Source organism: Caulobacter sp. GW821-FHT10E02, assembly GCF_059415225.1.
Genome location: NZ_JBWKMV010000004.1, coordinates 1 through 13141, shown reverse-complemented (window position 1 = coordinate 13141; position 13141 = coordinate 1). Strand labels below are relative to the sequence as shown.

Annotated in this window: 12 protein-coding genes and 1 pseudogene; 4 read left to right on the top strand and 9 right to left on the bottom strand. The window is 66.8% G+C overall.

All coding sequences use genetic code 11. From position 1 onward, the window contains the following. Positions 1 to 7: 7 nt before the first annotated feature. From AC07NI_RS19860 to AC07NI_RS19820, 9 genes and pseudogenes are all read right to left on the bottom strand, one after another. Positions 8 to 1069, bottom strand: a complete 1062-nt coding sequence (locus AC07NI_RS19860; protein WP_494622317.1) for an efflux RND transporter periplasmic adaptor subunit — start codon at positions 1067 to 1069, stop codon at positions 8 to 10. Between the two features lie 178 nt (positions 1070 to 1247). Further along, complete coding sequence (locus tag AC07NI_RS19855) at positions 1248 to 2420, bottom strand: acetyl-CoA C-acetyltransferase (RefSeq protein ID WP_494622315.1); 1173 nt, start codon at positions 2418 to 2420, stop codon at positions 1248 to 1250. A gap of 44 nt (positions 2421 to 2464) precedes the next feature. Beyond that, positions 2465 to 2917, bottom strand: a complete 453-nt coding sequence (locus AC07NI_RS19850; RefSeq protein ID WP_494622313.1) for a hypothetical protein — start codon at positions 2915 to 2917, stop codon at positions 2465 to 2467. Between the two features lie 87 nt (positions 2918 to 3004). Continuing rightward, positions 3005 to 3355: a hypothetical protein gene (locus AC07NI_RS19845; RefSeq protein WP_494622311.1), complete on the bottom strand. Its 351-nt coding sequence runs from the start codon at positions 3353 to 3355 to the stop codon at positions 3005 to 3007. A 198-nt stretch (positions 3356 to 3553) separates the two neighbouring features. After that, positions 3554 to 3898 (bottom strand): hypothetical protein, encoded by a 345-nt coding sequence (locus AC07NI_RS19840; RefSeq protein WP_494622309.1) that lies wholly within the window; start codon positions 3896 to 3898, stop codon positions 3554 to 3556. Positions 3899 to 4109: 211 nt separating this feature from the next. Beyond that, a pseudogene (locus tag AC07NI_RS19835) lies at positions 4110 to 4163 on the bottom strand (hypothetical protein); the annotation flags it as partial. Positions 4164 to 4318: 155 nt separating this feature from the next. Then, positions 4319 to 5380: an L-glyceraldehyde 3-phosphate reductase gene (mgrA, locus tag AC07NI_RS19830; protein WP_494622307.1), complete on the bottom strand. Its 1062-nt coding sequence runs from the start codon at positions 5378 to 5380 to the stop codon at positions 4319 to 4321. Between the two features lie 10 nt (positions 5381 to 5390). Further along, on the bottom strand, positions 5391 to 6119 hold the full coding sequence (locus tag AC07NI_RS19825; protein WP_494622305.1) for a FadR/GntR family transcriptional regulator: 729 nt from the start codon (positions 6117 to 6119) through the stop codon (positions 5391 to 5393). Positions 6120 to 6209: 90 nt separating this feature from the next. Beyond that, positions 6210 to 7106 (bottom strand): LysR family transcriptional regulator, encoded by an 897-nt coding sequence (locus AC07NI_RS19820; RefSeq protein ID WP_494623319.1) that lies wholly within the window; start codon positions 7104 to 7106, stop codon positions 6210 to 6212. 139 nt (positions 7107 to 7245) lie between these two features. Here AC07NI_RS19820 and wrbA point away from each other — a divergent pair, with 139 nt between their 5' ends. The 4 genes from wrbA (at position 7246) to AC07NI_RS19800 (ending at position 13053) form a co-directional block, all read left to right on the top strand. After that, on the top strand, positions 7246 to 7845 hold the full coding sequence (gene wrbA / locus AC07NI_RS19815) for an NAD(P)H:quinone oxidoreductase (protein ID WP_494622303.1): 600 nt from the start codon (positions 7246 to 7248) through the stop codon (positions 7843 to 7845). A 526-nt stretch (positions 7846 to 8371) separates the two neighbouring features. Then, on the top strand, positions 8372 to 9196 hold the full coding sequence (locus AC07NI_RS19810) for a flagellin (protein WP_494622301.1): 825 nt from the start codon (positions 8372 to 8374) through the stop codon (positions 9194 to 9196). Positions 9197 to 9518: 322 nt separating this feature from the next. After that, the gene (locus AC07NI_RS19805; RefSeq protein WP_494622299.1) at positions 9519 to 10346 is read left to right on the top strand and encodes a flagellin; all 828 of its coding nucleotides are present in this window, start codon (positions 9519 to 9521) and stop codon (positions 10344 to 10346) included. 241 nt (positions 10347 to 10587) lie between these two features. Beyond that, on the top strand, positions 10588 to 13053 hold the full coding sequence (locus AC07NI_RS19800; protein WP_494623317.1) for a glycoside hydrolase family 3 protein: 2466 nt from the start codon (positions 10588 to 10590) through the stop codon (positions 13051 to 13053). Positions 13054 to 13141: the final 88 nt, after the last annotated feature.

The following is a 13141-nucleotide window of genomic DNA, read 5'->3' as shown; positions in this document are numbered from 1 at the left end:
CTCGTCCTTAGCGCTTCGCGGCGGTCGGGACGGCCTGACCGATGCGGACCAGATCGCCTTCGCCCAGGAAGCCGGCGCCCTCGACCACGACCTGATCGCCGGCGGTCAGGCCGGTGGCGGCGACGCGGTCGCCGGTGTTGGTCAGGATGGCGATGCGGCGGAAGTGGACCTTCTTGGCGGCGTCGACCACGAACACGCCGGGGCGGTTCTCGCGGTACAGCACCGAGGCGCTGGGCACGACCAGGGCCGGCTGGTCGCCGGCGTCGATCGTGGTCCGGGCGAACATGCCGGGACGGAAGCCGCCCATCGACGACAGGGCCACGCGGGCGGTGCCCAGGCGGGTCTGGTTGTTGACTTCCGAGGTGACGATGCGGACGCGGCCGGTCATGTCGCCGACCTTGTCGGAATAGACCTTGGCCGGCATGCCCGCCTTGATCGACGCCAGGTCGGTCTCGGGGATGTCGGCGTCCAGCTCCAGGCGGCTGTCGCGGACGATGCGGAACAGCTCCGCACCGGCGGTGACGATCTGGCCCTTGGTGACGCTGCGGCGGCTGATCAGCCCGCCGACCGGCGCGCGGATCGAGGTCTGGGCCACGCGGGCGGCGGTCTCGCCGCGCGCGGCTTCGGCGGCGGCCAGGTTGGCGGCCGAGGTGCCCTGGCGGGCGACGGCGGTGTCGAGGCCGGCTTGGCTCAGATAGCCCTTGGCTTGCAGTTCCTTGGCGCGGTTCAGCGCGGCGCTGGCCTCGGCGAGCGTGGCCTTGGCGCTGGCGACGCTGGCGTCCTGCTGGCGCAGCTGGGCGCTGATCAGCGCGCTGTTCAGCTGGACCAGGACCTGGCCGGCCTGGACGGTCTGGCCTTCCTCGGCGTTGACGGCGACGGCGGTCAGGCCGCCGGTCTCGGCGCCGACCGGCACCTCTTCCCACGGCGAGATCGTGCCGGTGGCGTTGATCTGGCGGGCGATCGGCTGGCTGGTCACCGTGGCGACGCTGACGGTCGCCGAGGCGCTCGGCGACGGCTTGGTCTTCTTCTCCGGCTTCTTCCCGCATCCTGCCAGAGCGATCGCGCTCACGCCCAGGACCAAGACCAGCGCGCTCAGAGTCGGGCGGCGCCCATTGATCCCGTTAAGCACGAACATTTCCCCAGCAACAAATTAAGCCCGACGGCCTTCTAGCCGACAAACCTCGGGTCGCTGAGTTAATTTGCCGTAAGACGATAAGGGGGAGGGTTTTCCCTCTCCCCTTGTGGCCCTAGAGGCGCTCGATGATCGTCACGTTGGCCAGCCCGCCGCCTTCGCACATGGTCTGCAGGCCATAGCGCGCACCGCGGTCCTTCAGGGCATGCACCAGAGTGGTCATCAGCTTGGCGCCCGAGCCGCCCAGCGGATGGCCCAGGGCGATGGCGCCGCCGTGGACGTTCAGCTTGTCCGGATCGCCGCCGGTGACCTGCAGCCAGGCGGTCGGCACCGAGGCGAAGGCCTCGTTGACTTCATAGAGATCGATGTCGCCGATCTTCAGGCCCGCCCGGTCCAGCGCCTTCAGGGTGGCGGGGATCGGAGCCTCCAGCATGATCACCGGGTCGTGGCCGATCACGGTCATGCTGTGGATTCGAGCCAGCGGCTCGACACCCAAAGCCTTCAAGCCCCGCTCGTTGACGATCATCACCCCGGCCGCGCCGTCGCAGATCTGGCTGGAGGTGGCGGCGGTCAGGCGGCCGTCCTCGGTCAGGAGCTTCACCGACCCGATAGATTCCAGCGAGGCGTCCCAGCGGATGCCTTCGTCCTTGTCGTGGGTCTCGGTGACGCCGCCCTCCAGGGTCACCTCGATCGGCACGATCTCGGCGGCGAACTTGCCATCCTTGGTGGCGGCCATGGCGCGCTGGTGGCTGGACAGGGCGTAGGCGTCGAGTTCGGCCCGCGACAGGCCGTACTTCTTGGCGATCATCTCGGCGCCGGCGAACTGGCTGAACTGGATGCCCGGATAGCGCTCTTCCATGCGCGGGCTCTTGTACGTCCCGAAGCCGTTCTTGTAGGGCAGGGCCGAGGACAGCCCCATCGGCACGCGGCTCATGCTCTCGACGCCGGCGGCGATGACCACGTCCATGGCGCCCGACATCACGGTGGCGGCGGCGAAGTGGATGGCCTGCTGCGACGAGCCGCACTGGCGGTCGACCGAGGTGGCCGGCACGCTCTCGGGCAGGCTGGAGGCCAGCACCGCGTTGCGGGCGATGTTGATGGCCTGCTCGCCGACCTGGCCGACGCAGCCCATGATCACGTCTTCGATGAGGGCCGGATCGGCGCCGCTGCGCGCCACCAGGGCGTCCAGCACGGTCCCGGCCAGATCGGCCGGATGCCAGCCCGAGACCTTGCCGCCCTTGCGCCCGCCGGCCGTCCGCGCGGCCGCCACGATATAGGCTTCGCCCATGGGATCCTCCTCTTGCTTGAGAGGAGTGAAACAGCCGTTCGAGCCTATGTCAGCGGTGACGCGGCGTCAGGGCGATAGGGCTTTGGACGTCGGCGGGGCAGGGCGCCGAAGAACAGCGCGGCCATGGTCAGGTAGCTGAAGACGCCGCCGCCCGCGATGTAGCCGGCGCGGTTGGAGAGGCGGTGGTCGAGCAGGGTGGCCAGCACTAGGATCAGGGTCAGGCCGTGAAAGCCGCAGGCCCACATCGGCCACCAGCGATCCGAACGCAGGGCGATGAACAGCAGCACCACCATCAGGGTCGAGTCGACCACGAACACGGCGGTCTGCGGGCCGAACCGCTGCAGGTTGTTGTAGAACAGGCCGGTGGCGAACCAGGCCAGGATCATGGCCGCGCCGCCCAGGCGCTCGGGCCAGCCGCCGCGCCACAGGGCCACGCCGGCCGCGGTCAGCAGCGCGGCGAGACTGGCCCATTGATAGAGATAGCTGAGCGGCGACATCGCGCCAGGGTGGCGCCATTCTCTAAGATTGCAACGACCCTCGCCGATCGAGACGGCGAGGGTCGCGCGATACTTGGTCTAGGAGGGTCAGGCGGCGACGGTCAGACGGCCGCCGGAGGGTGCCTCGAGCATGCCCGCCGGCTTGACGACCGGCTCGCCGAACGACACGGCCGACAGGCCAATATCGTGCTGGGCGACCGACAGGTGCTTGTGGGTGACCACGATGTTCTCGCGAGCCGCGCCCAGGGCCTGCATGGTGTTGATCGCCGACATCAGGGCGTCCTGACCGATCAGGGCCGAGAGGTTGGCGTCCTGGCGGGTGGACGGCATCAGGCCAGCCAGGGCGGCGGTGCTGGTGATGGCGGCGTCGATCGCCTTTTCGGCGGCGAACAGAGCTTCGGCCACGGTCTCGGCGGCCAGGCGGCGTTGCTTGAGCATGAGAAGTCTCCTCGCGCCGAGCAGTCCCGGCGCGTTGTTGATGTGAAAATCGGGATGGAATGGACGCCCCGGCTCCCCGAAGGCGGACGTCTTAGGGAAACAGGCCTTGCAGCGCGTGGAGCCCGGCCAGGATCGAACCGAACGCGAAAGCGGTCACGATCATCACGGCCGCGATGAAGGCCAATCGGAGGGGAAGGCTCAGATGATTGGGCCGTCCGCCTCCGAGTCCGAAGAGGAGAAGTCCGACAGGAACGTCTCGTCCATCACCGCGCTGGCGATGCACAGGATCTCCCGCAGGATCAGTTCGCTCGGCTTGAACGAAGCCTGCTTGCGGGTGGCTTCCACCAAGTCGTGCACCATCGACGCGCCGACCGGCGTCACCGACAGGTTCTGCAACTGGCGCTCGAGCTCGCTCCACGTGATGGGGGGCAGGGTCTCGGCCGAATTCAGCCGGGGCCACGTGTGCTGGAAGCTCTTCACTTCCTGGCGCAGGTGAGCGGCTCGGCCGATCGCGTCCTTCTGATGGGGGGTCAACTCGTTCACTGGGAACTCCTTCCTCGATGAGGTCAGCAGACCGCGAGGAAGGATGTTCGCCTAGCCGGGCCGCGTCGGACCCCGACGCGATCGGAGGGGGGGCGCCCCCCTGATGGGGGCCCTGATCGGAGCCCCCCTGACTGGCCCGGTCGAAGACACGGCGCGCCGCGTCGTAGCGGTCGGCCGCGCCAAGACGCTTTCGGGCTTTGTCCAGATGCCAGTCGACGGTGTGCTTGGAGAGGCCCAGTTCACGGGCGATCTCCTTGGAGCTCATATGGCGATCGACTAGGCGAAGGCATTCGCGCTCACGCTCGGTGAGGCGATCCAGACCGTCGGTCTGGTCAGGCAGGGTGTGAGCGCCCTTATCCATCGCCTGGGACCATATGCAAACGTAAGGGACCGGCCAAGCGCCGGAACATTAAACCTTGGCTATGAGCCGCGCGGTAGATCGCCGCCTTCCAGCGTCGAGGACACCTTCCAGAGGTCGACCCCGCCTTCCGAGGCATGGCGATCGATCCGCGCCAGCTCCTCGGCCGAGAAGGAAAGACCCTTCAGCGCGGCCAGGGAATCTTCCAGCTGGGCGACGGTGCGGGCCCCGACCAGGGCCGAGGTGACGCGCGGATCGCGCAGGGTCCAGGCGATGGCCATCTGGGCCAGGGTCTGGCCGCGCTCGGCCGCGATCGCGTTCAGGGCCTTGATGCGTTCGAGATTGTCTTCGCTCAGCAGATGGGCGCCGAACGAGCCGTTCTTGGTCACGCGGGAGTCGGCCGGCGCGCCGTTCAGGTACTTGTTGGTCAGCAACCCTTGCGCCAGCGGTGAGAAGGCGATGCAGCCGACGCCCAGGTCGCCCAGGGTGTCGAGCAGTTCGTCCTCGATCCAGCGATTGACCATCGAATAGGACGGCTGGTGGATCAGCAGCGGCACGCCCTCGCTCTTCAGGATCGCGTGGGCCTGGCGGGTCAGCTCGGGCGAGTAGGACGAGATGCCAACGTACAGCGCCTTGCCCTGGCGGTGCAGGTGGGCCAGGGCGCCCATGGTCTCTTCCAGCGGCGTCGTGGGGTCGACGCGGTGCGAGTAGAAGATGTCGACATAGTCGACGCCCATGCGCTTGAGGCTCTGGTCGCAGCTGGCGATCAGGTACTTCCGCGAGCCGCCGATGCCGCCATAGGGGCCCGGCCACATGTCCCAGCCGGCCTTGGTCGAGATCACCAGCTCGTCGCGGTGGGCCTTGAGGTCGGTCGCCAGCACCTTGCCGAAGTTCTCCTCGGCCGAGCCGTAGGGCGGGCCGTAGTTGTTGGCGAGGTCGAAGTGGGTGACCCCCAGGTCGAACGCCCGGCGCAGGATGGCGCGGCCGGTCTCGAACACGTCGGCCCCGCCGAAGTTCTGCCAGAGGCCCAGCGAGATCGCGGGCAGGTCCAGGCCACTGCGGCCGGTGCGGCGATAGGGCATGGCCTTGTAGCGGTCGGCGGCGGCGACATAGGGGGTCTGCATGGTGTTGTCCTCAAGCCTCGCGACGCGCGGCTTCGCTTTCGGTGTCGGGTGACGCGGCGCGGATCAGTTCCAGCACGTCGAAGATGATCTCGCGCATCGCGGACGAGGCGCGCTCGGCGTCGCGGGCGATGATCGCCTCGGCCACGTCGGCGTGCGACGGGATCGAGGCGGTGCGGCCCTTGATGCGGTTGGTGAAGCGGATCGAGATGCGCAGGGCGGTGTTCACCAGCTCGTGCAGCTCGCGATAGAACGGGTTCTTGGTCGCATCCAGGATGGCGACGTGGAAGGCGATGTCGGCCGCCAGCGGGTCGTCCTCGCCCAGGGCGGCGGCCTGCATCCGGGCCAGGCCCTTGCGGATCGCCTCCAGCCCGGCCTCGTCGGCGTTGCGCGCGGCCAGGGCGGCGGCGGCCGGCTCGATGCCCAGCCGCATCTCGGTGAAGTCGGCCAGCAGGCGCAGCGAGAACTTGCGCTCCAGCAGCCAGCGCAGCACGTCGGGATCGAGCATGTTCCACTCGGCCTCGGGCTCGACCACGGTGCCGTGGCGCGGGCGGGCGCTGAGCAGGCCCTTGGCGGTCAGCATCTTGACCGCCTCGCGGGTGACGGTGCGGCTGGCGCTGAACTGCTTGGAGAGCTCGGCCTCGGTCGGGAAGCCCGCGGCGGTGAAGTCGCCGGTGACGATGGCCTGACCCAGTTGCTCGACCAGTCCGTAGGTCAAACTCTGGCCGGGCTGGGTGCGCATGGACGTCCTTCTGGGATTCTCGGATGGCGTGAATACAGCCGCGCCGCCCCGGTTCGGCAAGAGTGTTCAGACCATAGGTCAGACCAAACTTCAGTCAGCCTGGCTGCGGAACCGCTCGATCAGGAAGGCGGTGGCCGGGCCGGGCGGGGTGTCGCCGCGATAGATGGCGTGCAGGGCGTAGACCGCGTCGTTGAGGTCCGGCATGTCCAGGCGCTTGAGGCGGCCGGCGGCGATGTCCTCGCGGACCATCGGTTCGGGCATGTTGCCCCAGCCGAAGCCCTCCTTCAGCAGCAGGTGCTTGGCCCCCAGATCGGCCAGCCGCCACGTGTGGACGCTGCCGACCGCGAAGTCGCGGCCCTCGGTCAGCCTTGAGCGGTCGGTGAGGACCAGCTGGGTGTGGCCGCGCGCCGCGCCGGGCGGGTTCGCGCCCAGGGCCAGCGGATGGTCCGGGGCGGCGACGGGGATCAGCAAGGTCGAGCCGACGGCGATGGTCTCCAGCGCGTCGCCGCCGTTGACGACGTCCAGCGGCCCGGCGATGCCGACCGTGGCCCGGCGCTCCAGCACCATCTGGGTCACCGCGCCCAGGCCCTCGACATGCAGGCGCAGGGTCACGGTCGGGAAGGCTTCGCGGAAGGCGCGCAGGGCGTCGACCACCCGGGCGGTGGGCAGCATGACGTCCAGCACCAGGTGGATCTCGGCCTCCAGCCCCTGGATCAGGCCCTTGGCCATGGCGCGCAGGGAGGCGACGTCGCCGGCGATCACCCGGGCCTGGGCCAGCACCACGCGGCCGGCCTCGGTCAGCACCGGGGTCTTGGCCGCGTCGCGGTCGAACAGCTCCAGGCCGAGCTGCGTCTCCAGATTGGCGATCGCGTAGCTGATGACGGAGTTGGCCCGGTTCAGCCGCCGGGCCGCGCCGGCGAAGCTGCCGGCCTCGACCACGGCCAGGAACACCGTCAGCTGGTCGAGGGTAGGGGTGCCGGGCTCGATGCTCACGATCGTCTCATTCGAAAATCTCGAACGTAATAGACGATTTTATTCGGCTGTTTCGCAAGCCCAAGCGGCGCCAAAAGGCCGCCCAACGACGGGGCATGACGCTTCCGCCTGAAGACACCGAGGAATAGCCGTCATGGCCAAGGTTCTGGTTCTCTATTATTCGTCCTACGGTCACCTGGAGACGATGGCCAACGCCGTCGCCGAGGGCGCGCGCGAAGCCGGCGCGACCGTCGACATCAAGCGCGTGCCGGAAACCGTGCCGCTGGAGATCGCCAAGGGCGCCCACTTCAAGCTCGACCAAGCGGCTCCGGTCGCGGCCGTGGAAGATCTCGCCAACTACGACGCCATCATCGTCGGCGCCCCGACCCGCTTTGGCCGCATGGCCTCGCAGGTCGCCGCGTTCTTCGACCAGGCCGGCGGCCTGTGGGCTCGTGGCGCGCTGCACGGCAAGGTCGCCGGCGCCTTCACCTCGACCGCCACCCAACACGGCGGCCAGGAAACCACCCTGTTCTCGATCATCACCAACCTGCTGCACTTCGGCACGACGATCGTGGGCATGGACTACGGCCACGCCGGCCAGATGACCCTGGACGAAGTCACCGGCGGCAGCCCCTACGGCGCCACCACCATCGCCGGCGGCGACGGCTCGCGTCAGCCCAGCGCCAATGAGCTGGACGGCGCCCGCTATCAAGGCCGCCGCATCGCCGAGACGGCGATCAAGCTGCACGGCTGATTTCAGCCATCCGGCTTTTTAGCCGGTCACATTGTTAGCGACCGGCAGTGAGGGGCCGGCCGGCTCCTTCCCCCTCCCGGGAGCCGGTCGGTCCCTTTTTCGTTGCACTAGGAAAAGGAGTCTCATCATGCGCCGCCGCAATGGCCTTCTGGCCGACCTCTGGCGAGGTTTCGTCTTCATCGTCACCATCCGGGCGATCGCCAAGCACTACCGCTCGCGCCGTCTCTACCTGGCGGAGCGCTGACCCACCCGCAGCGCCGGTCTCGGGGGAGGCCGGCGCGGGCGGCGCTGATGGTTATCGAGCACTAACCATGTCTATTTGAGTTGTGCTATTTTGATACAGGGTTATGATTCAGTAGTTAGTTGATCTGTACTTTATGATGAACAAAATAGTTTGAGTTGTTAATTATAGAATCTTGAAAATTAAACGAAGCCGTAAGCTCGTTATGCGAGGTTGGTCTCAGGCAAAACGCCTACCGGCCGTCAAAAAGACGCCGGAATACCTCGAATAGGAGTTTATCTCGTTATGGCGCTGAACAGCATCAACACGAACTCGGGCGCGATGATCGCCCTGCAAAACCTGAACTCGACGAACAGCGAGCTGCAGGTCACTCAGCAACGCATCAACACCGGCAAGAAGGTCGGTTCGGCCAAGGACAACGGCGCCGTCTGGGCCATGGCCAAGAACCAGACCGCCTCGTCCTCGTCGCTGAACTCGGTGAAGGACTCGCTGCAACGCGGTCAGTCCACCATCGACGTGGCCCTGGCCGCCGGCGATACGATCACCGACCTCCTGGGCAAGATGAAGGAAAAGGCCCTGGCCGCTTCCGACACCTCGCTGAACACCGCCTCGTTCAACGCGCTGAAGGCTGACTTCAACTCGCTGCGCGACCAGGTGCAGAAGGCCGCCGACAACGCCAAGTTCAACGGCGTCAGCCTGGCTGACGGCAAGGCCTCGAAGATGACCTTCCTGGCCAACTCGGACGGTTCGGGCTTCACTGTGAACGCCCAGACCCTGAACCTGGCCGGCCTCGGCATCACGAGCCCGAACAACACCTTCACGTCGGCCTCGTCGGCCAAGTCGATGATCGCAACCATCGACAAGGCTATCGGCACGGCTACCAACAAGCTGGCCTCGCTGGGCACCGCCTCGACCGGTCTCGACACCCACCTGACCTTCATCGGCAAGCTGCAAGACAGCCTGGACGCCGGTGTCGGCAACCTGGTGGACGCCGACCTGGCCAAGGAAAGCGCCAAGCTGCAGTCGCTGCAAACCAAGCAACAGCTGGGCATTCAAGCTCTGTCGATCGCGAACCAATCGTCGTCGTCGATCCTGAGCCTGTTCCGCTAAGCCGGACTTCGTCGACTTCAAGGTCGTCGAAAGGGCGAGTCTCCGGACTCGCCCTTTTTCCTTGCGCGCGTTATCGCAGAGTCTAGTCGCAGGTGAAGTGGAAGTGTTCCAAAGTGTGCCAAAATGGGACACTTTCTAAAATCCAGTAATGAGTCCTAACGCCTGGATCGCGCTTCTTAAGGAAGTAGTTCGTTGATTCAGTGAATGAGGCTTTTTCCATAAACTATATTGAAAGAGCGGGCGACCTAACGTGGTGACGGGCAAAATGCCCACCGGTCGTCAAAACGACACCGGGACACCTTGAATAGGAGATGTTCGTCTCATGCCGTTGAACAGCATCAACACGAACTCGGGCGCGATGATCGCCCTGCAAAACCTGAACACCACGAACAGCGAGCTGCAGGTCACTCAGCAGCGCATCAACACCGGCAAGAAGGTCGGTAACGCCAAGGACAATGGCGCCGTCTGGGCCATGGCCAAGAACCAGTCGGCCTCGTCGTCGGCGCTGAACTCGGTGAAGGACTCGCTGCAACGCGGCCAGTCGACCATCGACGTCGCGCTCGCCGCCGGTGACACCATCACCGACCTGCTGGGCAAGATGAAGGAAAAGGCCCTGGCCGCTTCCGACACCTCGCTGAACACCGCCTCTTTCAACGCGCTGAAGTCGGACTTCGACTCGCTGCGCGCCCAGGTCCAGAAGGCCGCCGACAACGCCAAGTTCAACGGCGTCAGCCTGGCTGACGGCAAGGCCTCGAAGATGACCTTCCTGGCCAACACCGATGGTTCGGGCTTCACCGTGAACGCTCAGACCCTGGGTCTGGCGGGTCTGGGTCTGGCCACGACCGGCAGCACGACCTTCACCTCGGCCAGCGCGGCCAAGTCGATGATCACGATCGTCGACAAGGCCATCGGCACCGCCACCAACAAGCTGGCCACGCTGGGTACGGCCTCGACGGGCCTGGACACCCACCTGACCTTCGTCGGCAAGCTGCAAGACAGCCTGGACGCTGGTGTTGGCAACCTGGTGGACGCCGACCTGGCCAAGGAAAGCGCCAAGCTGCAATCGCTGCAAACCAAGCAACAGCTGGGCATTCAAGCTCTGTCGATCGCGAACCAATCGTCGTCGTCGATCCTGAGCCTGTTCCGCTAAACGGAACCCCTCGACCGCCGCCGCGGTCGCACCTTCCGGGGCGGGCCTTTTGGCCCGCCCTTTTTCTTTTGGGGTAGGAATGGGCGGGTCTTCGGACCCGCCCTTTTTCTTTTTGGCCTGGTTTCTTCTTAAGGGCGCGATAAATTGGCCTGACCACTTGCCTCGCCGACCTTCGCCATGACAACGTTGTCCCACAGCATTGTCCAAAGAGCGCGGCGACGTGGCCGACGAACGAGAAGAGTTGGGGAGTATGAACACCAGGACCCTCTGCGTCGCCTTGCTGGCGTCGACCTTTCTGTCTGGCGCCGTCGCGGCCGCCGAGACGCCGCAAGCCACCGCCCACGCCGCCAAATGGCCCGCGGCCAAGAGCCAGGGCCTGGTCGATCCAGCCACCGAGGCCTTCGTCGACGGCCTGCTGGCCAAGCTCACCCTCGAAGAGAAGGTCGGCCAGCTGATCCAGGCCGACATCGGCCAGATCAAGCCCGAAGAGCTGAAGATCTATCCGCTAGGCTCGATCCTGGGCGGCGGCAGCTCGCCGCCGATCGGCGCGCCCGACCGCTCGCCGCAGAAGCCGTGGGTCGACACCGCCAAGGCCTTCCGCGAGGGCGCGGCGTCGCGTCCGGGCGGAACGCACATCCCGCTGATCTTCGGCATCGACGCCGTGCACGGCAACAACAACGTCGTCGGCGCGACCCTCTTCCCCCACAATATCGGCCTGGGCGCGGCGCACGATCCCGAGCTGATCCGCCGCATCGGCAAGGCCACCGCCTTCGAGACCTCGGCCGCCGGCTTCGACTGGGCGTTCGGCCCGACCCTGGCCGCGCCCCGCGACGACCGCTGGGGCCGGACCTATGAGGGCTATTCGGAGGATCCGGCGATCATTCGCGACTATGCCGGCCAGATGATCCTTGGCATCCAGGGGGCGGTCTCGCAGGGCAGCGTCATCCAGCAGGGCCATGTCGCCGCCAGCGCCAAGCACTTCCTGGGCGACGGCGGCACCGAGAACGGCCACGACCAGGGCGACACCAAGGTCTCGGAAGACGACCTGATCCGCCTGCACGCACAGGGCTACGTCCCAGCCATCAACGCCGGGACCCTGACGGTCATGGCCTCGTTCTCCAGCTGGAACGGGACCAAGATGCACGGCAACAAGAGCCTGCTGACCGACGTGCTGAAGGGCAAGATGGGCTTCGACGGCTTCATCGTCGGCGACTGGAACGGCCATGGCCAGGTGCCGGGCTGCAAGCCGACCGACTGCCCGCAATCGATCAATGCCGGCCTCGACATGTTCATGGCCCCCGACAGCTGGAAGCCGCTCTACGAGAACACCCTAGCCGAGGTGAAGTCGGGCGTGATCCCGATGGCTCGCCTGGACGACGCGGTCCGCCGCATCCTGCGGGTGAAGGCCAAGATGGGCCTGTTCCAGGCGGCGCGTCCGTTCGAAGGCCGCGAGGGCGTGATCGGCAGCCCCGAGCACAAGGCCATCGCCCGCGAGGCGGTGCGCAAGTCGCTGGTGCTGCTGAAGAACAACGGCGTCCTGCCGGTGAAGGCCAGCGCGAACGTGCTGGTCGCCGGCTCGGGCGCCGACGACATCGGCAAGCAGTCGGGCGGCTGGACCCTGTCCTGGCAGGGGGGCGGCAACACCAATGCCGACTTCCCCAACGCCGAGTCGATCTGGTCGGGCCTGAAGACCGCGGTCGAGGCCGGCGGCGGCCATGCGACCCTCGCGGTGGACGGCGCGTTCGACAAGAAGCCCGACGTCGCCATCGTCGTCTTCGGTGAAAATCCGTATGCGGAAGGTGTGGGCGACCTGAAGACCACGCTCGAGTACCAGCCGGGCGCCAAGACCGATCTCGCCCTGCTCAAGAGCCTGAAGGCCAAGGGCGTGCCGGTGGTCGCCGTGTTCCTCAGCGGCCGTCCGCTGTGGGTCAATCCCGAGATCAACGCCTCGGACGCCTTCGTCGCCGCCTGGCTGCCCGGCTCGGAAGGCGGCGGGATCGCCGATGTGCTGGTCGGCGATAAGGCCGGCAAGCCGCGCAACGACTTCCATGGCAAGCTGTCGTTCAGCTGGCCCAAGACGGCGGCCCAGTTCAGCCTGAACAAGGGCGACAAGAGCTATGACCCGCTGTTCGCCTATGGCTACGGCCTGAGCTACGCCAAGCCGGGCAAGGTGGCGAAGCTGTCGGAAGTCTCGGGCGTCAAGCCGGTGGCCGAGAACAACACCAGCTACTTCGTCGCCGGCAAGACGCCCGCGCCGTTCGAGTTTAAGGCTTCGCCGTCGTCGTCGGTGCAGATCGTCCCGGTCGACGCCGACAACATCCAGGAGGGCGGCCGCCAGGTCACCTTCGCCGGCGACAAGCTGGGCCGCATCACCATCGTCGGCGAAAAGCCGCTGGACCTGACCTTCCAGACCAATGCCGACATGGCGCTGAGCTTCGCGTACCGCCTCGACGCCGCCGCGACCAAGCCGATGGTGCTGGCCATCGGCGCGGGCAAGCTGGACGTCACCCCGCCGGCCGGAACCCCGACCGGCCAGTGGGCCAGCGTCAAGATCCCGCTGAAGTGCTTCCAGGCCGCCGGGACCGACGTGACCAAGGTCACCGCGCCGTTCGACCTGGGCACGGCCGGGACCTTCCAGGTCTCGATCGCCAACGTGAAGCTGACGTCGGACCCGGCCGGGGCGGTCTGTCCGCCTAAGGCGCAGTAAGGGGGAAGCGTAGATCCTCCCCCGCGATGCGGGGGAGGTGGCCCAGAGGGCCGGAGGGGGCTAACGCGGCGTTCCCCCAGCTTGCCCC